Origin of the sequence: Bacillus sp. USDA818B3_A (assembly GCF_009928415.1) — a bacterium.
Classification (GTDB): Bacteria; Bacillota; Bacilli; order Bacillales; family Cytobacillaceae; genus Neobacillus.
Window position 1 is genome coordinate 427,693 of the sequence record NZ_JAABNN010000003.1, and the last position, 20,643, is coordinate 448,335.

General features: G+C 37.6%; 25 protein-coding genes. 3 read left to right on the forward strand and 22 right to left on the reverse strand.

Going from position 1 to position 20,643, the window contains the following annotated elements:
- Nucleotides 1–389: 389 nt before the first annotated feature.
- Nucleotides 390–848, reverse strand: coding sequence for a tyrosine-type recombinase/integrase (locus GXK58_RS08445; RefSeq protein WP_160721663.1), 459 nt, complete (start codon nt 846–848; stop codon nt 390–392).
- Between the two features lie 179 nt (nt 849–1,027).
- On the opposite strand from GXK58_RS08445, the gene GXK58_RS08450 reads away from it, so the two are divergent.
- On the forward strand, nt 1,028–1,729 hold the full coding sequence (locus GXK58_RS08450; protein WP_160721665.1) for a helix-turn-helix transcriptional regulator: 702 nt from the start codon (nt 1,028–1,030) through the stop codon (nt 1,727–1,729).
- Nucleotides 1,730–1,812: 83 nt separating this feature from the next.
- The gene (locus GXK58_RS08455; protein ID WP_160721667.1) at nt 1,813–2,055 is read left to right on the forward strand and encodes a DUF2626 domain-containing protein; all 243 of its coding nucleotides are present in this window, start codon (nt 1,813–1,815) and stop codon (nt 2,053–2,055) included.
- A 57-nt stretch (nt 2,056–2,112) separates the two neighbouring features.
- Here GXK58_RS08455 and GXK58_RS08460 read toward each other — a convergent pair whose 3' ends face one another.
- Both GXK58_RS08460 and GXK58_RS08465 read right to left on the reverse strand, forming a co-directional pair.
- Nucleotides 2,113–3,207, reverse strand: a complete 1,095-nt coding sequence (locus tag GXK58_RS08460) for a class I SAM-dependent methyltransferase (RefSeq protein ID WP_160721669.1) — start codon at nt 3,205–3,207, stop codon at nt 2,113–2,115.
- A 31-nt stretch (nt 3,208–3,238) separates the two neighbouring features.
- Complete coding sequence (locus GXK58_RS08465) at nt 3,239–3,874, reverse strand: MBL fold metallo-hydrolase (RefSeq protein WP_160721671.1); 636 nt, start codon at nt 3,872–3,874, stop codon at nt 3,239–3,241.
- Between the two features lie 193 nt (nt 3,875–4,067).
- Between GXK58_RS08465 and GXK58_RS08470 the strand changes: the two genes are divergently transcribed.
- Nucleotides 4,068–4,244 carry a DUF2759 domain-containing protein gene (locus GXK58_RS08470; protein WP_160721673.1) on the forward strand — a complete coding sequence of 59 codons (177 nt, stop codon included), beginning with the start codon at nt 4,068–4,070 and terminating at the stop codon, nt 4,242–4,244.
- 49 nt (nt 4,245–4,293) lie between these two features.
- Here GXK58_RS08470 and GXK58_RS08475 read toward each other — a convergent pair whose 3' ends face one another.
- The 19 genes from GXK58_RS08475 to GXK58_RS08565 all read right to left on the reverse strand — a co-directional run bounded on the left by GXK58_RS08475 (nt 4,294) and on the right by GXK58_RS08565 (nt 20,477).
- A complete protein-coding gene (locus tag GXK58_RS08475; protein WP_160721675.1) occupies nt 4,294–4,611 on the reverse strand; it encodes an MTH1187 family thiamine-binding protein in 318 nt (105 codons plus the stop codon).
- Between the two features lie 85 nt (nt 4,612–4,696).
- Nucleotides 4,697–5,833, reverse strand: coding sequence for a hypothetical protein (locus GXK58_RS08480; protein ID WP_160721677.1), 1,137 nt, complete (start codon nt 5,831–5,833; stop codon nt 4,697–4,699).
- 228 nt (nt 5,834–6,061) lie between these two features.
- Nucleotides 6,062–7,249 (reverse strand): M14 family metallopeptidase, encoded by a 1,188-nt coding sequence (locus GXK58_RS08485; protein WP_160721679.1) that lies wholly within the window; start codon nt 7,247–7,249, stop codon nt 6,062–6,064.
- Nucleotides 7,250–7,339: 90 nt separating this feature from the next.
- Nucleotides 7,340–7,543 (reverse strand): YqgQ family protein, encoded by a 204-nt coding sequence (locus tag GXK58_RS08490; protein ID WP_160721681.1) that lies wholly within the window; start codon nt 7,541–7,543, stop codon nt 7,340–7,342.
- 103 nt (nt 7,544–7,646) lie between these two features.
- Nucleotides 7,647–9,206 (reverse strand): rhomboid family protein, encoded by a 1,560-nt coding sequence (locus GXK58_RS08495; RefSeq protein WP_160721683.1) that lies wholly within the window; start codon nt 9,204–9,206, stop codon nt 7,647–7,649.
- Nucleotides 9,207–9,362: 156 nt separating this feature from the next.
- A complete protein-coding gene (locus GXK58_RS08500; protein WP_160721685.1) occupies nt 9,363–9,557 on the reverse strand; it encodes a hypothetical protein in 195 nt (64 codons plus the stop codon).
- Nucleotides 9,558–9,851: 294 nt separating this feature from the next.
- Entirely contained in the window at nt 9,852–10,805 is a 954-nt protein-coding gene (locus GXK58_RS08505; protein ID WP_160721687.1) for an L-lactate dehydrogenase, read from the reverse strand.
- Nucleotides 10,806–10,873: 68 nt separating this feature from the next.
- Entirely contained in the window at nt 10,874–11,659 is a 786-nt protein-coding gene (locus GXK58_RS08510) for a DUF92 domain-containing protein (RefSeq protein ID WP_237389602.1), read from the reverse strand.
- Nucleotides 11,656–12,222: a 5-formyltetrahydrofolate cyclo-ligase gene (locus GXK58_RS08515; RefSeq protein WP_160721689.1), complete on the reverse strand. Its 567-nt coding sequence runs from the start codon at nt 12,220–12,222 to the stop codon at nt 11,656–11,658. The genes GXK58_RS08510 and GXK58_RS08515 overlap by 4 nt, the downstream gene beginning before the upstream one ends.
- Nucleotides 12,223–12,278: 56 nt before the next feature.
- Nucleotides 12,279–12,428, reverse strand: coding sequence for a 50S ribosomal protein L33 (gene rpmG, locus GXK58_RS08520; protein WP_015594975.1), 150 nt, complete (start codon nt 12,426–12,428; stop codon nt 12,279–12,281).
- 61 nt (nt 12,429–12,489) lie between these two features.
- Nucleotides 12,490–13,122 (reverse strand): hypothetical protein, encoded by a 633-nt coding sequence (locus GXK58_RS08525; RefSeq protein ID WP_237389603.1) that lies wholly within the window; start codon nt 13,120–13,122, stop codon nt 12,490–12,492.
- A 14-nt stretch (nt 13,123–13,136) separates the two neighbouring features.
- Nucleotides 13,137–14,396, reverse strand: a complete 1,260-nt coding sequence (locus GXK58_RS08530) for a glycosyltransferase family 4 protein (RefSeq protein WP_160721693.1) — start codon at nt 14,394–14,396, stop codon at nt 13,137–13,139.
- The gene (locus tag GXK58_RS08535) at nt 14,389–15,072 is read right to left on the reverse strand and encodes a DUF4912 domain-containing protein (protein WP_160721695.1); all 684 of its coding nucleotides are present in this window, start codon (nt 15,070–15,072) and stop codon (nt 14,389–14,391) included. Before GXK58_RS08535 ends, GXK58_RS08530 begins: the two co-directional genes overlap by 8 nt.
- A 298-nt stretch (nt 15,073–15,370) precedes the next feature.
- On the reverse strand, nt 15,371–16,030 hold the full coding sequence (gene phoU / locus GXK58_RS08540; protein ID WP_160721697.1) for a phosphate signaling complex protein PhoU: 660 nt from the start codon (nt 16,028–16,030) through the stop codon (nt 15,371–15,373).
- 16 nt (nt 16,031–16,046) lie between these two features.
- Nucleotides 16,047–16,820: a phosphate ABC transporter ATP-binding protein PstB gene (pstB, locus tag GXK58_RS08545; RefSeq protein ID WP_160721699.1), complete on the reverse strand. Its 774-nt coding sequence runs from the start codon at nt 16,818–16,820 to the stop codon at nt 16,047–16,049.
- A gap of 12 nt (nt 16,821–16,832) precedes the next feature.
- Nucleotides 16,833–17,588 carry a phosphate ABC transporter ATP-binding protein PstB gene (gene pstB / locus GXK58_RS08550; RefSeq protein WP_237389618.1) on the reverse strand — a complete coding sequence of 252 codons (756 nt, stop codon included), beginning with the start codon at nt 17,586–17,588 and terminating at the stop codon, nt 16,833–16,835.
- An 84-nt stretch (nt 17,589–17,672) separates the two neighbouring features.
- On the reverse strand, nt 17,673–18,560 hold the full coding sequence (gene pstA, locus GXK58_RS08555) for a phosphate ABC transporter permease PstA (RefSeq protein WP_160721703.1): 888 nt from the start codon (nt 18,558–18,560) through the stop codon (nt 17,673–17,675).
- Nucleotides 18,560–19,480, reverse strand: coding sequence for a phosphate ABC transporter permease subunit PstC (gene pstC / locus GXK58_RS08560; RefSeq protein WP_160721705.1), 921 nt, complete (start codon nt 19,478–19,480; stop codon nt 18,560–18,562). The genes pstA and pstC overlap by 1 nt, the downstream gene beginning before the upstream one ends.
- Before the next feature lie 82 nt (nt 19,481–19,562).
- Nucleotides 19,563–20,477, reverse strand: coding sequence for a phosphate ABC transporter substrate-binding protein (locus GXK58_RS08565; protein ID WP_160721707.1), 915 nt, complete (start codon nt 20,475–20,477; stop codon nt 19,563–19,565).
- Nucleotides 20,478–20,643 lie beyond the last annotated feature (166 nt).

A 20,643-nucleotide genomic window follows, 5' to 3' on the forward strand; every position in this document is an offset into this window, starting at 1 on the left:
CCATAAATTAATTTTATTTGATTATCTTAATAAAGTAACTAAATATGCTTCTTCCGTTAAAAACTTTTTTAGATAATTTTAACTAGTAATATTTGGTGCTAATTACTCTTTTTAACAGTTTAATGGGTTAATATAATTAAGGTACTAATTGACCCCCTTTTGATATATACCTTTGGACTCCATTTAGGGGTCTTTTTTTGATTTCCTCTTATTTAAATTAGTAGTTGATTTATATCTTGATCATTGTAAAAAGCATCTATAAGTTGACCTTTGATTTTGAATAAACTACCACTGGATATGATTTCAATTAATTCCTCTTTATCCTTCTCCCTGAACATACCACCTAAGATTTGAAAGCAGTAGGTTTCGAGAATAAAAACTGTCTCAAATTAGTGCATATTTTTTAAACTTTTAATAATCTCATCCCGATTAGCAGCAACACATTCCCTCAAAAAATTCTTGATGTTAGGTTTCTTTTTTGCCATTGCACCCTGATATGCTTCCTGTAAATCAACCATTATTTCAGTCATTGTTGCTTCCATACTATCTCCCAATAATTTAATTTTAGCCCAAGGATTTTTTTCAATAATCTCCTCTTCTATGAGCCAATTAAAGAAAGGACGAATATGTTGTATCTTCGCATTAATACTGTTAGCCTTGCACCTTTTCTTTTCATCAATAATCCATTTACGTAAAAAAGCAGAAGTAATTTCCTCAACATCCTCTACTCCATTTTGGTTACAGTATCTAATAAATTGATTTAAAAGCACTCTTTTTTGACGTATCGTTTCGACTGTGTAACCATCTGCTTCACATACTAGTAAGCACTCTTCTGCTAAGTCTTTCATTGTACCATCAACATCTCCTATATAGTTAACTTGAATAGTACAATTCTGTGAAAACCCTATAATACCAAGCCTTTTGTGAACATTTTCTAAACATATAGTGTTAACATTGTTAACTTCATTCCCTTTTTTTTTGGCTGTATTATAATGGAATAAATTATGGGGGTATGAGGTGAACAGTGATGGAACAAACATTAAAAATAACAAACGTTTTGTCAGATCCAACACGGTACTACATTTATCAATATATTACCAAACGTCATCAAGAAGTAACGGTTCAAGAGGTTGCTGAAAATTTTAACATTCATCCGAATGTGGCCAGACTACACTTATCAAAGCTCGAAGATGTTAATATGTTAGCATCCGAAACAAAAAAAACGGGGAAAGGCGGCAGACCCAGCCGGCTTTACCGCTTATCTGACGATGTCATTCAATTGCATTTTCCTTACCGCGATTACATGCTTTTATCAAAGGTCGCTATTCAAACAATGATGTCCCTTGGTGAAGCAGGCAAGGATGCACTATATATGACCGGTAAGCGTTTTGGTACAGAAATAATCGAACAGGAATTGGCAAAACGGGCACTCGGTGAAGAACTCACCTTTGACCAAAAACTTGCCATCTTAAAAAGCGCAGCTACACTCGCTGGCTTCTATCCTGAGTTTGAAGTAGGCAGCGATGATCAAACCAAAATTTATTTCCAAATTTTCAATTGTCCTTTTAAAGAAGTGGCAGAAGAACATACCGAAGCAGTGTGTAACATGCACCACGAATTTTTAAAAGGTATGTTTTGCGCTTTATTCGAATCAGTAGAACTGATAGAAAAAGAAAATATGATTACAGGCTGTGAAACTTGTTCTTACCAGGTACTTGTTTCCAACTAATTCGAAACCAATGTTTACATTATGCCTCCTTTTACTTTATAATATTGTATTGATGGTATCGCACGACAAAAGGGGGTATACATATGGATCGCATGTTCAGAGTTTGTGGTTTTTGGACAGGTATTTTTACGGTCATGCTCTATTTAGGTGATATGGATAGAACAGCCATGCTATTCTTAGCGCAAACAGGATTCTTTGTTCTGCTTAGCTACCTAAAGCTTTCCGAACGTATGTATTTGTATGTGTTCGGGGCATATTTAACTATCTTCTTCGCTGGCTTTACGTATTGGACAACATTCATGATGCCACTTGGCGCAGGAGAATAACACCAATTGCGTAAGCGCTTAGAGCTTAATAAAAAAACGCCGGTATACGGCGTTTTTTTATTGTTTGAAAACATCTTCTTCTTTTATACTGAGACCTTTTGTTTGAATAATCACATGAAAATACGCGCTCATTCCTGACGGCATAATTAAACTTCGGATGGCACGATTTCTTCGACTTACCTCTGAAAAAGGATTTGGATCATAATGGCTCTCTAGTTCCTCTAAAATTCCTGCTTTTAACAGAAATTCATCCTGCCTTAGTTTCGTTAAATACACTATCTTTTGCTCCATCCCTTTTTGGACTAAAAAATCAAAATGGATATGGGTGGTAATATCCATTTCCCCGGGATGCTGCAATACATCATCCATCATTACATGTTGATAGTACCCTCTTAAACTTCCCTGTTTATGTACGGGATTTGACCATTCCTCAGCCGTATAGCCGTAATCCGCCGTAACAACAATTCCTTTAATTAAAACATTAGAAATATCCTCAACCATCTTCTCCATCGCTAAAGGTATTTCAATCCTCTGTTTTTCATTTATAGCTAAATTACTTTCTGCCAAGAAGCTAGTAATCGCTTGGTTGGTTACCGGTTCCCTTTGTTCAAATAACTGTCCGTCCTCCTTGATTCCAACCATGACTTCGACTAGTTGTCCATTTATTTTTTCAATCACATGAACTGGAAGGGCATCAAAAAGTTCGTTCGAGAAGATCATTCCAGAGAAAGGCTCAACCTCGCCCAGATTATCCACTTGAATAAACGAAAAATGAGGTGACAATAATTCACGCTGCGACTTTCGATGGTAAGGACTGCTTTCTACCATAATATATTTAATAGGTGTTTGAATGGAGTCATACCACTCCGTTAAAAACGCATGTGCAAAACGCCCGGTACCAGCGCCAATTTCACAAAAAACAGGTGGCATTTTTGTTTTTTGGCAAAGGTTAGAGAACCATTTGGCAAGGAGTCTTCCATATACATCCGAAATATTAGCAGTAGTAATAAAATCTCCTTGTTTTCCTATCTTCGGTTTATCCTTCATATAATAGCCCAATTCCGGATGATAAAGAGCAGCCGATATAAAATCGGCATAGGAGATCACCCCTTTTGGGGAATTTGAGATTAATTGTTGTAAATAGGTAATCATGATTGCTCCCTTTGAAAAACTCTATCAGATTTTAAAAACCATTTAAGAAGGGATTGCTATCCATTTCCTCTCCTATGGTCGTGACAGGACCATGTCCTGGTAAGACATATGTTTCCTCCGGCAAGCATAAGAGTTTATCATGAATACTTTTTAAAAGCTGCGCTGAATTCCCACCAGGTAAGTCCGTACGGCCGATACTTCCCTGAAATAGGGCATCCCCTGAAATAACAACCTCATTTTTCGCAAAATAATAAGAAATACTGCCAGGTGAATGACCAGGTGTATGAAAAATGCGGAAAGAAAAGTCTCCTATTTTCATTTCCTCTTCATTTCGGATAATATGTTCGGCCGGCTTAGCTGTGATCGGTTCCATTTGCATAAATAATTGGGAACCGTTAAGCCTTGGATCACTAAGCCATTTTTCCTCTTGTTTATGTAGGTACACTGGAATATTATAAGTTTCCCTCACCATATCTACTGCACCAATATGATCAAAATGAGCATGGGTTAAAAGCATTGCCAGTGGCTTTAATTTTCTTTGAGTCATTAAGTTAATTAACTTGTTCCCTTCCTCACCCGGGTCAATTATCAAGCAAGTCTTATCAGGATTTTCAACAAGATAGCAATTAGTCTGCAAAGGGCCTAAGGGGATTTGCTGCCATTTCATATAATTTCCTCCCATATAAAAGTACATTAGCTTTATTTTACACTATAGGGCAAAGTTGAGAAAGCATCACAAATAATAAAGCGCTACATTTGCCCTCGACAAATTTATGAAAAAACTATAAAATAGGATACGAATGTATATAATATAGTTACATAATTTTGGGATGGCTTACAACGAAAAGGGGGAATTTAAAATGGGTTTAGTGATAATTTTTGCTCTCGTAACAATCCTTGCAGCCATTGGAGGACTTCGTACACTGAAAGATAAGAACTTCCTAGGCGCTTTTTGGGCTATAGCTTCATTTCTAGTTTTCGGCTGGTTTACAGTCATGACAATTATTGAATCCGGTTACCCAACCGGAACACATTAATCAAATAAAAAAGACTGTCAGTTGACAGTCTTTTTTATTTGATTATTAATTAGCCCTCGTTTAACAGACTATTAACGCGCTCTACTTTATATTCCATGGTCCTTTTAACATCCCTTCGGTCATCAATGCGAATCGTTGTAGCGACCCGCTTAATCCCCTCAGAAAATGGAACCTCATGCATGGCTTGAATCACTTCAAAAAGAACTGGCAGTTCTCCTTCAATAATCGTATTCATCGGTGTTAATTGAAACTTAATTTTCCCTTCCTCTTCATAGTTCCTTAGAACCTTATGAACACTGGCTACATATTTACTTACACTTGGTGTTTCAGTCCCTAATGGAATAACCGCTACATCTACAATCGCCAAAATTATCACCATCACTTTAACATTTTATATTCCTCTGTGATTTTACCATAATTAACAAAAAAGAAAAAAGAATGACTTTTTCTTGTCATCCCTTTATTAAGTCATAAATTTTCTTTTCGTTTAAATCGATTATTTTTTCATAGCTATTTCCGAGTAAAGCGGCTTCTCCAGAAGGTGATATTGAAATGGGCAGATTGTCCAAGTTTTCAAGAATCAATTGACTGGTGCCCTTCTTCAAGTCATACCGTATAAGCTGGAAGCCCTCTGTATATGTATCCACATCACCACTTGAAAGCGGCTGAAAGGTGATAAATTGCTGCTTACTTCCGTTAAAATCATAGAAAGGAACCAGCCAATCTGAAAACTGCTTTAACTGGGGAGTTGAAAAGCTGAAAAGCTTGGTTTCCTTTTTGTCAAAAAATGAATAGTCCACCCTATCCGAATCTCCATCACTCTCAGTTACCGTCATAAGCAGATTGGGATAGGCAGCAAACTGGATGACTCGGGAAAAAGCAGTCCGGTTCGTCCCCTTTTCTAAATGACTAAAAATAAGCGGCGCAGTTAATGAAGAACTGTTCTGGTCCCAATCTATGTAAGCAATCTCTTGTTCCTTGTTCCATTGAACAAATGGCTGCGGTAAACTGAGTACCGTTGTATTGCCATTCTCTGTATCTAATAAAGAGATTTGAAAGCTCCAGTCTTCCTCAAACTTCGTAACAAGTAATTTTGACTCATTATAGGGGTTCCACTCAATCACTAAATCATACGAGGGAAAGGTCTTTATTAAGTGTTCAGTTCCTTTCGTATCAATGATGGTGACCATCCCTTCATTTGCGGACGATGAAGTATGGATCATAAGATATTTCTTAGATGGGCTTATCTGTACATTGACTATAGGATTCTCGGTTGTATATATCAACTTACTTTTTCCTGTTATTAGGTTATAAAGAAAAAGATTTGATGTTTGATTTAAGTTGGTCACATAAAAAATTTGTTGATTAGTAAACCAGCCGATTACCTTATAAAAATCACCCCTATCTTCCGGAATCGTTAGAGGCAGTTTCCATTCAACGGCCACTGATGCGGCAGGTTTTTGATTTTTATCATTTTTTGAATTTTTACGTTCAGGATGTTGATTATTGGCACATGCACCTAATAAAAAAGACGACAAAATAAATATAAGCAAAAATAAAATACGATGCACTTGTTTAAATTTGTTCATATCAATTAAGCCGCCTCCCCCTATCTTTATAATGATTTAGACGCTATTACTCTATAAACGTTTCAATATTTTTCATAGTCAAGGAAAAACAGGAAAAAAGCCGTAAATTTCCGGCTTTTTTATCAGTAATCGTTGTTGAGATGTATTAATGTCTGAATTTTCTTAAGCTAACTTCACTCTATTTTAATGACAATAGCAAGATTTTACAAGTAAGGTGGTGAAAAAATTTTAATCTATTAATACCGCTGCGAATATTTCGAATGATCGACTAAGGATCGTTGGAAATTGGGAAAGCGGCAGTGGATTAATTCCTTTTCCTAGTTCAAGTGTAAATCCCGGCCGTTTGAACTCTTGTATAAACCAATCCTTATATCCAGCGTGACTGTTTACATAGCGAATCGCTTGGTAACCACTTACTTTTTCGAATTTTTTGGCAAGATCCTCTGATTCTGATGGTTCGAGTCCCTCATATCCCCAATAAAATTCTTCCCCCTGGGTATGAAAGGCAATAAGCAGGTCAAAATGATTGTTTTTCGCTAAATCCGCCATAGCGACGGCCTCAGGTTCTGTTAACGGCTCCTCACCTGGAAAATCTCTAGACGCTGGTATTTTGGGCTTTTTATTTTTCCTGCATATGTCCCAATTCGCAGGAAATTGGTTGTTTAAATCTATTCCCCTTATATTTGCTTTCCAATGAATAAAGTCATCACTGCCTTCATTGATTTCGATAACCTCTGTTGCTATATGAGAAGGCGGTCCGTTTAATACCAGATCTACCCCATCGGGATTAACCATGGGCACTAGCGATAACTCAATGGCCTCGTAGAGATCAGCCGCTTTTTTCCCTTTAATGACTTGACCATTAGTCAGGGAGAGTAAAAAATGATTTAATAAACTCATCAGGACCATGGTGGTAATCCATTCATTGGCATGAAAGGAAGCGTTCATGTGGATCTTCCTTTCTCCCTTTCCAATTCTAATTTCATGGATATGATTACCTAACACACTCGTACCAATTTGTTTTACGTTTATAAATGGATATAAGCGTTTAAGATTTTTAACTAATTTTTCAAGTCTTTTATAATCTAACGGGGTTGTTATTGGTACAAACGGAATAACGACTTTTTCGGGGACAAATATCCTCTCTCCTATAACCAAGTGGAGTGGATTTTTTGATTGATTTAGCAGGTAAAGGGAATCAACCGCTATTCCTTTTGAAGCAGCTATTTTTTCAAATGTATCGCCCTCTTTAATTGTATAGGGTACTGACACATATCCAGGTATTTGGACTTTCTGATCTGGTTTCATATTTGTTGGATTTAAGTTGGAGTTAGAATCTAGGATTAATTTGAGCGGGATATTAAATAAACCGCTTAAATATGACAGAGTATCCCCTGTCCGCACACTTATCTCCATCTGCCTTCCTCCCATCATAAAAAAACATATGAGTGTATTAAAGGAAAAATGATAAAAACCCGTATTTCTACGGGTTTTATTGTTGGCGGTTTATCTTATTTTTTCTTTTTGAGTTTGGATTTCATGTCGCAGCAATAAAATGGCTGACTGATATTCTTTTGGCTCAATTAATTGTGAATGATATAAATCTTTTAATTCTGCTATCATGAGTTCAAGATCTCCAATTCGATCACCGACATAAATTACTGTTCCAAATCTCTTCAAAAATTGCTGAATATCATAGATTGTCTTCATTTAGGAACCTCCCCTCCTTCGTTTATTTGAATGGAGAGTATTATTCTATTACTAAACAAAAGTATAACTTATACACATTTTCACCTCAAGAACATTGGATTTACTAATTTTTTTTACCGGAACCTTCAAGGTATTCATTAATTTTATTTACCAAATCCGTATATTGTTCTTTTGTGGGCTCTAAATTCGCTGCTTTATCAGCATTCATTTTAGCCTGCTGGAGTTCATTTTGTTCAAGATTAATGAGCGCAAGATTAAAATAGGCCTCATCAAATTCAGGGTCCAATTGTATCGCTTTTTGTAAATGTATTTTCGCTTCTGGCAGCATATCCTTTTTTATCTCCACAAAAGATAAGAGAAAATAGGTTCTTTCAGAAAGGTTTGCCGCCTGCTGCTCGGATTCTTTCAATAATTTATATGCTTGATCATATTTACCTTGTTTGACATAATCCTCAGCCAATAATAAATTTGAATATTCATCCTTTGATTGGGCGGAGGCACTAAACCCATACGATAATGAAAACCAAACAATGGCAATAGAAGCAATTAGAAAAACCAATTGCCAAAGTTTTTTTTTCCTTGGTAAATGAGTCATTCCGGCTGCAAGGAATCCACCTGCTAAACCTCCAAGGTGTCCAGCATTATCAATTCCTGATGCTGAAAAACCAAACACTAGATTGATACCTAAAACAACGATGAGATTTACTCCCATTGTTCGGAAAAATAATTTAGGATACATGACACCAAAGTACAAAAGAGCCCCAAAGCATCCAAAAATAGCACCACTTGCACCGGCGGATAAGTTCGAACTAAAGAGAAAACTGGCAATAACCCCAATAAATCCTGCAAATAAATAGACGAATAGGAAACGCATTCTCCCATAGATCCGCTCCACTGTGGTGCCAAGAAAATATAAGGCCATTGTATTCATTAGCAGGTGCAAAAAACCGATGTGAAGAAAAACGGGTGTGATTAGTCTCCACCATTCCCCCTGATAAATCAAGGTATTTACTTTTGCACCATATTTTATTAGTGTTGATGTATTTGTACTCCCCCCATTTATTTCCATCCAGAAAAAGACAGCCAGTTGAATGATTATAAATGCATAGGTAAAAAAAGGCTTCCCATTGAAAAGGAGCTCTTGTTCAGCTTTGAGTTTATTTCCAGCCAGAGATAGAGATGATTTTTTCAGCTCATCAACTTCCTGTTCCGAATATTCATCATGAATCGAAAACTGGATGTTCCCATTAACTTGTTCAGAAATTTTACTAAGTCCTGATACAAATTGCTCATTAGCCAAGAGAATAGAAGTGACTTTTGTTTTATTCCCTTGAGGAAAGACAAAGGGTTTTGCAATGCGATGTTCGTACTCATCAACAGGTGGAAACTTACTCACATATATATTCATTACGTTCAGTTCATTTTTCCTAATTTGTTTCCGTATTCTTTCACCATTTGCAGCAGCAAATTCAATATCTCTCTGCATGGCATTGCTCCAATCTAAATCATGGAGCAGCATTCGAATAACTGGAGCTTTCTTATTTTCTAATTTTTCAAGCCACAGTTCTTTTTGATTTTCAAATAATTGAATAACTCGATAACCATAATCAGAAATGAAAGAATATGCCAGCCTCCAAAAAATATAACCTTCTCTATTATTCATTTCTCCCCTACTTTCTAAGATCCATGAAGGAATAATCTGTATTCATTTTTCCCGGTTACTTATATTATAAACGAAATCCATCCATATACATTGTCCGACCCTCCCTTAATGAGAAGAATTTAACGGAATAGACATAAAAAGAACCATCTGGGTTCATTACCTTCCAGATGGTCCTCCAAAAACTGAAGATATTAATTTTTGCCTTATCCCGGGGAAGCTCATAATCGAGCCTACGGCAAGCCTGCGCATCCAGCCTGTTCCTATTAGTACATTAATAATTTTGTACCTATACCGAAAAACTACATATCCAATTGAACCAATCATAAAAATAGATGTTAATAGCCGAGACATCATCATCCCTCCTAAGACTATTCTTTGATATTATCAATGGAATTATCCGCTGGATAAAAAGAAAAAAGGCGAATTAAATGTAATCCGCCTCTTTTTCCTATTGGCTGTGTTAAAGGTAATTGTTGATTTTTAGCATGTTGATTGGAGCGGAAGGCGGCGAAGACTCCTGCGGGAGTACGGGGCAGGGGAGACCCCGCAGGCGCTTTCAGCGCCGAGGAGGCTCCCCGGCACGCCCGCGGAAAGCGAAGCCGCCTGAAGCGGAAATCAACATTCATGATTAACACAGCCTTCATATTAAAAATTCTTAAACACTGGTTCCATGGTCTTTTTTAATACTTGAACAGAATTGGTGAATTGTGCTTTCTCTTGGTCGTTAAGTTCAAGTTCAACAATTTCCCTTACTCCTTTTCGATTGACAACAGCAGGGACACCAATATAGATATCATCGTGACCGTATTCCCCGTCCAAATAGGCAGAAACGGTAAGAACGGAATTTTCATTTCGTAAAATCGCTTTGGTTAAACGGACTAATCCCATTGCAATTCCGTAATACGTCGCACCTTTGCGCTCAATAATATGATAGGCAGCGTCACGTACATTTAAGAAGATTTTATCTAACTCTTCCTGAGTAGGACCTGGCTTATTTTTAGTCCATTCAGAAATCGTTGTACCCGCAATATCCGCATGACTCCAAACAGGTAGTTCTGTATCACCATGTTCACCGATAATATAAGCATGTACATTTCTTGTATCAACATCAAAGTGCTCGCCAAGTAAATAGCGGAACCGGGCAGTATCTAATATCGTTCCTGAACCAATAACCCGTCCTCTTGGAAGTCCAGAGAACTTCCATACGGCATAGGTTAAAATATCCACTGGATTTGTAGCCACTAAAAATATACCATTAAAGCCGCTATCCATGATTTCATCTACAATACCCTTAAAAATCTTTGTGTTTTTTTCCACAAGATCTAATCTTGTTTCCCCAGGCTTTTGGTTTGCACCTGCAGTAATTACTACAAGGTCAGCTACACCACAGTCCTTGTAATCTCCATACCAAATCTTTGTACGTGACGGAGCAAAAGGCATCCCATGATTTAAATCCATGGCATCTCCTTCAGCCTTTTCCTTATTTAAATCAATTAATACTAATTCTTCGGTAATGCCTTGATTTAAAAGCGCAAATGCATAGCTGGAACCTACAAAGCCGGTACCAATTAGGACAACACGATTGACTCTCCTTAGCATCCTCATTCCTCCATTTAGTTATATAGATACTATGTAAAACATTGATATGTATCCATTGTAAGATTTTATCAAAAAAGTCGTAAAATTACGATTAATAATACAGCAGCAATCAAACCGGAAAGAAAATTTACCATATCATTATCCACTAATGCCAAACCTTTTATTCTTTTTGTCGGATAATGACAATGAGTCTTTTTCTCGGTATGAATACCACATTTCTCACATAGATAAACTTGTTGATAAAAAGCACCAATCAATGTATCAATCACATTACCTATAAAACCAAATAGAAAAACGAGAATAAGCAGGCTGATTTCAATATGAAAAAACCCATAACTCAATATAGCAATAAAGAAGGATCCGGCTGCTGCTGCGGCACTGCCCAATCCACTAACCGCACCTGAAGTTCCTCTTTCCACTCGTTTAAATGTCCGGATGTAGATTGGATCTTCCCTGCTTAAACTGCCAACTTCCGATGCCCACGTATCTGAATTAGCACTCGCTAGACAAACTACAAACCCAAGCATCCAAATCTGCTCAGGCTGAAAAAAATAAACTAGACTGAAAAGAGCTGCAGCTCCCCCATTTGCAACAACCTGGAGCCAATCCCTCGTTCCTCCTTTTGCCAGTTTCTCTTCCATTATTTTCTTTGCAGTTCCTTTATACTTCGACCAAAAATTAGAAGATACAAAAAAAGCTCCAAGCAGCACAACACCTTTTAGACCCATACCGGTATAAACGGACATTCCGACAAGCATAGCTGCAAAGGCCCCAGATCGAGTAAGAGATTTTTGAAAGTATCCCGCCAGCGCCCCAATGATTATGACCATATAAATCAACGAATTTACTATCATTTTGTTTCGATAACTCCATCGTTTGTAATCAATTTTGAAACAGGGATATCATGAGCTTCAATTGGAAAATTAGAAATAATTTGCTCTTTAAAAGCCAAGGATAGAGTTTTACCATGATAATTAGTTAAAAACCGATCATAATAGCCTCCTCCAAATCCCAGCCGATACCCCTCCTTAGTATAGGCCAGTCCAGGGACTACTAATAAATCAATCCCTTCAGAAGTAATTTCTTTTGTTAATGCTTCTACTGGTTCAAGTAATCCATAATAAACCGATTCTAGCTCTGTAAAATCAGACAGTGCTCTAAAGGATAGTTGTTTATCTGCCGGCCTGCATTTAGGGACAACAACCTGCTTGCCTTGCTCCCAAGCCTTACGAATAATTTGATATGTATCTACTTCAGGGGGATTTGATATATAAATGCCGATGACTCTAGCAGTTTTCCAATCATTATCGTTTAATAACGTATCGGCAATTCGTTTTGAGTAAGCTTCATATTGGGGTTTTGAAAGGTTAGAAAGAGTTTCTTTTACCCGTTTTCTAACTTTATTTTTATCACTCATTGTTGTCCCTCCTTACTTTTTTAGGCAACAAAAAAAGCAGCAGGAAGCCCTACTGCTTATTTTGTTTCACGGTGTGCTGTTGTACGCTTTTCTCTTGGGCAATATTTCTTAAGCTCAAGACGATCTGGGTTGTTACGTTTATTTTTTGTTGAAATATAGTTACGATCTCCACACTCAGTGCAAGCTAACGTAATATTTACACGCATGTTAATTTCCCTCCAAACGATTAAGCTGTTCGTTCATACGACTTTTCTATAATATCATTTTTCAAAAGGAAATGCTAGTGTGTTTTTTAAGAAGTGCTTTTTCTATTGAAAACAGTTCATTCTTGTTAGTCCCACTAATTATCCAAGTATCCATTTCAGCGGTTTGGTGAGGTTCAATAGACATGCTCATTGTTAATATACTGGCCGCTGGTCCCTTTGCCATTGGTTGGTACTTTAGATTTCCCTTCTCGATGGAAGCCCAAATCCGATCCGTATAGGCATTCCATAATGGTACAGTTGTATACTCTTTCATACAGGCCTTACTGCATCGGCCATTAACGAGATAGATCATTTTATTTGCATGATGAAAAATATGATTATCAACTGGTGATCCAAAAGTTAAATGATCTGGTTCATTATCACGAAAATGATGCATAGCTAAAATAGTAATCTGTTTGGATTGATCACTATGATTACTTACCAATACACTTGAAAGAGATATCTTAGAATGTAGTTGTTCTTGCTTTACTTTTATCAACAAGGATTCTTCGTAAATTACTTCCTCCATCGTGTTTTTCAGCCAGAAGTATTTACCATCCACCCACATCCCAGGAACAAATTGCAGTGCTTCCATGGCCGAATCAGGGTTGGACCTATCATTCTTTTTTTGAAATTCCGTCATAATATTCGTCATCATGTACACCTTATTTAAATTTTATTTTTTGCTGCCTTTTGTTCCTTCTCATTTACTCGATTGTTTAATACTGTATCTTGGATAACCCGGCTTGTATCAGCAGCAATTCGTTTCCATCCATACAAGCTTTGAACGATTTTCTTTCCTTTAGATCCAATCTCTTTTGCTTTAACAGGTTCATTTATTAAAAAGTCAATTTGTTCTAGAAGACTTTGAGCATTCCCTGGGACCATAAGCATTCCCGTTTGCAGATGCTTAACAATCCCCTTCATACCGCCAGTATTAGATACTACAGTTGGTTTCCCAAAAATCATGGATTCTAATACCACTATGCCAAACGGTTCGTAAAGGCTTGGTATAACCACCAGCTCACAGCCTTGGATGAGGGCATTCCTTTGTTCATCAGTCACATAGCCAATAAAGGATACCACGTCATCCAAACCTCGTTCTGTTACCTGTTTTCGATAGTCCTTTAACATAGGCCCCTTACCGGCAATTACATAAGATAAGTCTTTGTTTCTATCCTTTGAAACAGCAGCCGCTTCGATGATCGTTTCAAAACCCTTTTCTTCGACCATTCTTCCGAGTGAAAAAATATATCTTTTTCCTGTTAATTCGGGGAATATCTCAGCTACTGGATAATCTACTGTTAAAGGTTCTATTCCATTTGGAATAACAGCAATACTCCCATCGACATTGGCAAAGACCCGCTGAAGCTCGTCCTTCATATATTGGCTGCAAACAACAAGCTGGTCTGACAGTAAAATTAATTGCTGCTCTTTATCATGAATAAACTTCTGTATTTCTGTATATATTCCGTTATTTCTTCCATGCTCAGTAGCATGGATTGTGGTTAATAACGGAATGCCCAACCGTTCTTTTAAGCTGATTGCAGCGGCCCCAACGAGCCAATCGTGTGCATGAATGATGTCAAATTCCTGCTCCATTGCTAACTGCTCTGCCTTAAATGCCATGGCTAAATTAAGACCCGCAATCCAGTTTAGAAACTTTTCATCATTTTCGTTAACAGGTTTTACACGATGGACGGTTACACCATTGATATTTTCAAAAGAAGGAAGAGCATTTTTCCCCGCTGTTAAAACATAAACCTCATGCCCTAGTTGTGCTAAATTTGAGGATAAGCCAAATACATGTCTAGAAAGTCCACCGACAATATTAGGGGGATACTCCCAGGATAGGATTAATATTTTTAGCCTAGAAGAATGTTGGCTTTTTATATCCAAGTCATCAGTTGGTGAATATGGTTTATTCATTTCGTTCCCCCGTGTTGTTCGATTTCACGTAATAACTATAAGTACTCACATGCTCCGTCCATTTAGGAGATTCTTCTTCATATCGCTGAAATTGCTGTAATTCATGCTGATAGGTTATCCCACCCTGAATATCTGGAGCAGGCGTTTGTATGGCATTGGAACGATAAAAAGGAAAAAAATCATGATTAGAAACGTATACACCTATTTCAGCAATATAGCTGCGTCCTCCCGCCAACTCTTTAATAAACCAGTGGCCACTTTGGTAAGGAATCGTTACTTCATTAAAATGGTGTGCATTTTTCCCATTAAACAACAGATTTGTTACATCATACACTCTAATAACCGTTACAAGGTCTTCAAACTCCCGATTAAAAAATCGTTCCATAATTTTTTTTGGTAATTCGGAAACGTCCCAGAAAAGAATTACTTTGCGAGGTGTTACAAGCTTTATTTTGAGCTCACCTTTTAGTGGAATGGTTTCAGGTGAAATAGAGTAATCTGAGGAATTTGTATCCTGAGTAGATTGCCTATTAACTTTATTCGTCATCTCATGGTCGGTGTCTTCCATCCATTTATTCCAGCGGTACTGAACTTTGCCTACCGTCGTTTGCAATTTTGTGGCAATCTTACGAAATGAAAGACCCTCTTCTCTTAATTTTATTATTTCCTCTATCATTTTTTTCCTCCATTCTGTAAACAATCAATATATGCAGTTAACCGTAAAACAATTCGTAATAATTAATAATTTAATGGTACCATCAGTTTAAAACGCACACAATAAACGCAATTTGTCGTAATTTGGTCACCCTATACTGCATGCTTTGTTTACCGTTCCGAAATTTTTTTAGATTTCTAAACGGTCTCTGTTTTTACAATAACCAACAAATTTTAGAATGGTGGATCAGCATGCATTCGACACTATTTCCCAATTATACAAAAAAATGAGGCTGCATTTTGCAGCCTCATTTTTTTAACTAAGCATTCAAATCAATTCTTTTCCCTGTTACAAGGTAAACCACATGTTCAGCTATATTTGTTGAGTGGTCGGCAATTCTTTCAATAAATCTGCAAACAAAAGATAACTGAATAATTTGATTGGTTGATTCCGGATTATGCGGAATATACCCCATCAATTCATGAATCAGATGGCCGAACATTTGATCAACCTGGTCATCCTTTTTTGCACATTGCTCTGCAAGAAAAACATCCTCAGTGGTAAAAGCTTCGATTGACTCTGAAACCATCTCCAAAGCTAACTCCATCATATGTGGAATATCCACCATTTCTTTAATATGCTCTTCCTCACCGATGTGGATCGCTGATTTGGCGATGTTAACGGCTATATCAGCCAATCTTTCTACCTCAGATGAGACTTTTAATGCGGCATTAATTTTTCTAAGGTCGGTCGCTACCGGTGATTCTCTGGCAATTAATAATAATGCCTTATCATTAATTTCCTGTTCCAATTGATCGATTTCATTATCCCCTAGGAGAACAGCCTTAGCCATCCCCAGGTCTTGATTAACTAAAGAAAGCATCGCATTTTTAATGGCAATTTCCGATTTTTTAGCCATGGAAATTAGCATATCATTTAACTGATTTAAATTATGATCAAAATTTGACCTTGTATTCATTATTCTAGTCACCCCATCATCCGAATCTTCCAGTGATATACCCTTCCGTCCGTGAGTCCGCAGGGTTTGAAAAAATTGCAGCAGTAGAATCCAGCTCAATTAACTCTCCCATTAAGAAGAACGCTGTTTTGTCAGACACCCGTGATGCCTGTTGCATATTGTGAGTAACAATAACAATCGTATATTTTTCTTTTAATTCTAATATTAGTTCTTCAATTTTCAAGGTGGAAATCGGATCTAAAGCAGAAGTAGGCTCATCCATTAACAGAACATCAGGTTTTGTTGCTAATGCTCTGGCAATACATAACCTTTGTTGCTGTCCCCCGGATAATCCTAGCGCAGGTGCGTGTAATCGATCTTTTACTTCATCCCATAATGCTACATCCATCAATGATTTTGTGACGATTTCATCGAGGTGGACTTTCTTTTTTATCCCATGAATTCTTGGTCCGTAGGCAATATTATCATAGATAGATTGTGGAAACGGGTTCCCTTTTTGGAACACCATCCCTACATGTTTTCGCAAATCGACAAGATCCACTTTTTGATCCAGGATGTTTTTTCCGCCGAAGTTTATTTCCCCTGTCATTTTGACATTTGGAACCATATTGATCATAAGGTTTAGAGTTTTAATAAAGGTCGACTTACCACAGCCTGACGGTCCGATAATCGCCGTAACCTCTTTTTTATTTATAGGGAAGTTTATGTCCTTAAGAGCATGATGGTCCCCATACCATAAATTTAATTGATTGATATCAAACACTTCTCTTGTCAATGTGGAAATTGTCATTGGTTTTCCCCCTTATCCGAACCTTCCAGAAATGTATTCTTCTGTCTTTTTAACAGAAGGATTGGTAAAGATTTTTTCGGTAGAATCATATTCAACCAAATCTCCATTTAAGAAGAATGCGGTTTTATCGGAAATTCTGGAAGCCTGCTGCATGTTATGGGTAACAATTATAATGGAATAATCCTTTTTCAAGTCGACGATCAATTCTTCTACTTTCGCGTTAGAGATCGGATCTAGCGCCGAAGACGGTTCGTCAAGAAGCATAACTGCCGGTTTCATGGCAATTGTTCTGGCAATACATAGACGCTGCTGCTGCCCGCCTGAAAGGGATAGGGCCGATTTATGGAGGCGGTCTTTCACTTCATCCCATAATGCTGCCTTTTCAAGACTTTCCTGTACAATATCATCGAGCAGGCCTTTCTTTTTGACTCCGCTAAATTTTAAGGCATGGGTAATATTTTCATAGATTGATTTTGGAAAAGGATTTGGTTTTTGAAACACCATCCCAATCTCTTTTCTTAATGCCACCACATTGATTTGTTCAGATAAAATATTTAAATCCTCATATATGATTTGTCCTTCAGCTCTTGCCCCGGAAATTAAATCATTCATGCGGTTGATACTTCTTAAAAACGTGGACTTACCACAGCCCGAAGGCCCAATTAATGCTGTTACTGAATTTTTTTCGATATCTATTGAGATACCATTTACCGCACGTTTTTCACCATAAAATATCTCTAAGTTATTAACCTCTAATATATTTTCCATTTTCAACGGGACGGTTGGTTGAAATGATTGTTCTATGGCTTCCTTTTCTAAAAGAGTTGTAACCATCCGTTTTCACCTGCCCTTTTATTTAGTTGCTGTGATTTTTTTATGAATCATACTTCCGATCCATCTTGCTAATAGATTAAATAGCAAAACCGAAAGAACTAGCACAGCTGCTGATCCGTTCGAAACTTCTTCAACATCGGGAATAAGCCCCTGTGTATTGACTGACCATATGTGTACAGCAAGCGTTTCGGCAGGACGGAAAATATTTAATGGAGACTGATCGGAAAATGGGTTCCAATTCGTATAATCAAGCCTTGGCGTCGACAGACCTGCAGTAAATAAAAGGGCAGCAGCTTCTCCAAATACCCTACCTGCCGCAAGGATGGCACCAGTTAAAATAGAAGGAAATGCACTTGGCAATATAACTGTTTTAATCGTATGCCAATGAGTAATTCCTAAAGCAAGACTGGCTTCTTTTAAATCACGGGGTACTGAACGAATCGCATCCTCACTTACCCGAACGAGTACTGGCAGATTAAATACGGTTAATGCCAAGGCTCCGCCAAGAATGGTATAACCCCAACCGGTTAAATTAACAAACATTAATAGACCAAACATCCCAATCACAATAGATGGAAGAGAGGCAAGTACTTCAATACAAGAACGAATCATATTTGTAACTTTTCCGGGTTTTGCGTACTCAGCCATATAGATTCCTCCGCCAATACCAAGCGGAACGGTAATTAACATTGTAATAAATAGAACGTAAAAGGAATTAAATAATTGATCACGAATTCCCCCGCCAGCCATCACATTGCTCGATGGGGATGTTAAAAAATCAAGTGAAATATGTTTAAACCCGTTTACTAGGATAAAGGAAAATAAACCAACTAAAATTGAAATGATAATGATTGCAATGGCAACAAAGACTCCAGTAGCTAAACGATCAGCAGTTTTACTATTCATTACATTTTCCTCCTTGATGATAGATAACGAATCAGGAGAATAAAAGCAAACGACATAACTAATAAGATTAGGCCCATGGACCATAGGGTATTATTTTCAACACTGCCATATGTGGTATGTCCCATGTTTAAAGTAATAATTGTCGTTAACGTTGCCGATGCATCCAACAGGCTTGAAGGCAGGTCACGTACGTTTCCGATAACCATTTGAACGGCTAATGCTTCTCCAAATGCCCGCGCCATACCTAAAACTACAGCGGTGAGTAATGTAGGCATTGCAGCAGGAATAAGCACCTTGCGAATGGTTTGCCAACGGGTTGCACCTAAGGCATAAGAGCCTTCTCTTAAGTTCTTTGGTAATGAACTCATCGCATCCGTCGCAATTGTAGTAATTGTGGGTAAAATCATAATAGATAAAACGATCATTCCCGAAAGTAAACTAAATCCTAATCCGCCTACATGTTCTCTTACAAAGGGAACTAATACTGTAAGCCCGATGAATCCATAAACAACAGACGGAATACCAACCAATAGCTCAATGACTGGCTGTAATATTTTTCTTCCCCATGAAGGTGCAATCTCTGTCATGAATATTGCTCCGCCAATCCCCAAAGGTGCCGCAATAAGTGCCGAAAGGAAGGTGACAGCAAATGAGCCGAAGATAAATGGAAGTACTCCATATTTGGGATTCGATTTATCGGTAGGATTCCAATCAGCACTGGTTAAGAACTCAATAAGACTGACACCATTTTTAATGAACGATTGTAAACCTTTTGTGCCCAGGAAAATAGTAATTGAAATTGTGGCTGATATCATAATCACTGCGCATAGGATCACAAGGATCTTTCCACGCAATTCACCATTGTTCCAATTCTTTTCAGATTTTAATAATCTCTCTTTTGCAGGAATAATTTTTTCCATAATGCACTAAACACCCCTAAATACGTCATAAGAGGGTAAATGCTGGTTCGCACTTACCCCGATATCCAATTAAACTGCCAGATTATAAATCTTTTTGGTTCCCTTCAGCGTCACGTTCTACTTCCATTTTTGTAACAGGAAGATATCCTTGCTGCTTAAGCAGGTTATTTTGAATATCTTCTGACATCATATAGTCAAGGAACGCCTTCGCCAATCCTTCTGGCTCACCATTCGTATAGGAGTGTTGGTAAGCCCAAATTGGAAATTCACCTGATTGTACATTTTCAGCGGTTGGCTCCACTCCATCAATGGAAAGAGGTGCAACAGACTCATCGGTAAAGTATGAGAATGCAAGGTAACCAATGGCGCCATCTGTTTCGTTAATAATCTTTTTAACTGTGTTGGAAGAATCCTCAGTAATTCCTTCTGCAGGTGTTGCACCATCTAGAGCGAATTTATTGAATACCGCACGAGTCCCTGAAGAATCAGGACGGTTTACAAGCACAATTTTTTGGTCTTTTCCGCCAAGTTCTTTCCAGTTTGTAATTTTACCAGTGAAGACTTTAATTAAATCCTCTTTTTTAATATCTGTAATACCAACTTTGGGGTTAATTGCAGCAGTCATACCTACTACAGCTACTTTATGATCTACTAGTACATCAGCTGGGATGCCTTCTTTTTCTTCTGCAAAGACGTCAGAGTTACCAATTTGTACCGATCCTTCAGCAACTTGTGATAAGCCTGTACCAGAACCGCCGGCTTGTACTTGAATATCAACCTTCGGATTTTGAGCCATGAATTCTTCAGCGGCAGCTGCTACTAATGGCTGCATTGCAGATGAACCAGAAATAGATAGTGTACCTGAAAGTTCTTTTTCTTCTGCCGTGTTGTTGTTTCCTTCGGATTTATTTGTTGAAGCTCCCTCTCCACATGCAGCAGTGAAAATCATTAAAGCTGCAAACAATGTCAGTAGGCTAAGTTTTTTAAGACTCTTCATTCTCTAATTCCCCCTAAGAAATTGGTAGTTATATAATGTTTGTCTGCCTTACATGATTAAGAATAAAGCATATTCGTAAAGGTAGTTTTAATGGAATGTAAAGGTTTTGTAAATCTATGTTTAGATATTGTAAATTCAGGGCAAACAAAAAACCTGTCAGTGTAAC

Coding starts and splice junctions, on each gene's coding strand:
- GXK58_RS08480 (WP_160721677.1), bottom strand. CDS start 5,833: ATGAACAAATTTAAACAAGTGCATCGTATTTTATTTTTGCTTATATTT.
- pstA (WP_160721703.1), bottom strand. CDS start 18,560: ATGAATAGTAAAACTGCTGATCGTTTAGCTACTGGAGTCTTTGTTGCC.
- GXK58_RS08465 (WP_160721671.1), bottom strand. CDS start 3,874: ATGAAATGGCAGCAAATCCCCTTAGGCCCTTTGCAGACTAATTGCTAT.
- GXK58_RS08500 (WP_160721685.1), bottom strand. CDS start 9,557: ATGTCTCGGCTATTAACATCTATTTTTATGATTGGTTCAATTGGATAT.
- pstB (WP_237389618.1), bottom strand. CDS start 17,588: ATGGAAAATATATTAGAGGTTAATAACTTAGAGATATTTTATGGTGAA.
- GXK58_RS08505 (WP_160721687.1), bottom strand. CDS start 10,805: ATGCTAAGGAGAGTCAATCGTGTTGTCCTAATTGGTACCGGCTTTGTA.
- rpmG (WP_015594975.1), bottom strand. CDS start 12,428: ATGCGTGTAAATATTACGTTAGCTTGCACTGAGTGTGGAGATCGTAAC.
- GXK58_RS08495 (WP_160721683.1), bottom strand. CDS start 9,206: ATGAATAATAGAGAAGGTTATATTTTTTGGAGGCTGGCATATTCTTTC.
- GXK58_RS08525 (WP_237389603.1), bottom strand. CDS start 13,122: ATGACGAATATTATGACGGAATTTCAAAAAAAGAATGATAGGTCCAAC.
- GXK58_RS08490 (WP_160721681.1), bottom strand. CDS start 7,543: ATGAAGACAATCTATGATATTCAGCAATTTTTGAAGAGATTTGGAACA.
- GXK58_RS08485 (WP_160721679.1), bottom strand. CDS start 7,249: ATGGAGATAAGTGTGCGGACAGGGGATACTCTGTCATATTTAAGCGGT.
- pstC (WP_160721705.1), bottom strand. CDS start 19,480: ATGGAAAAAATTATTCCTGCAAAAGAGAGATTATTAAAATCTGAAAAG.
- phoU (WP_160721697.1), bottom strand. CDS start 16,030: ATGAATACAAGGTCAAATTTTGATCATAATTTAAATCAGTTAAATGAT.
- GXK58_RS08455 (WP_160721667.1), top strand. CDS start 1,813: ATGGATCGCATGTTCAGAGTTTGTGGTTTTTGGACAGGTATTTTTACG.
- pstB (WP_160721699.1), bottom strand. CDS start 16,820: ATGACAATTTCCACATTGACAAGAGAAGTGTTTGATATCAATCAATTA.
- GXK58_RS08445 (WP_160721663.1), bottom strand. CDS start 848: ATGAAAGACTTAGCAGAAGAGTGCTTACTAGTATGTGAAGCAGATGGT.
- GXK58_RS08530 (WP_160721693.1), bottom strand. CDS start 14,396: ATGAATAAACCATATTCACCAACTGATGACTTGGATATAAAAAGCCAA.
- GXK58_RS08510 (WP_237389602.1), bottom strand. CDS start 11,659: ATGATAGTAAATTCGTTGATTTATATGGTCATAATCATTGGGGCGCTG.
- GXK58_RS08565 (WP_160721707.1), bottom strand. CDS start 20,477: ATGAAGAGTCTTAAAAAACTTAGCCTACTGACATTGTTTGCAGCTTTA.
- GXK58_RS08535 (WP_160721695.1), bottom strand. CDS start 15,072: ATGATAGAGGAAATAATAAAATTAAGAGAAGAGGGTCTTTCATTTCGT.
- GXK58_RS08515 (WP_160721689.1), bottom strand. CDS start 12,222: ATGAGTGATAAAAATAAAGTTAGAAAACGGGTAAAAGAAACTCTTTCT.
- GXK58_RS08450 (WP_160721665.1), top strand. CDS start 1,028: ATGGAACAAACATTAAAAATAACAAACGTTTTGTCAGATCCAACACGG.
- GXK58_RS08460 (WP_160721669.1), bottom strand. CDS start 3,207: ATGATTACCTATTTACAACAATTAATCTCAAATTCCCCAAAAGGGGTG.
- GXK58_RS08470 (WP_160721673.1), top strand. CDS start 4,068: ATGGGTTTAGTGATAATTTTTGCTCTCGTAACAATCCTTGCAGCCATT.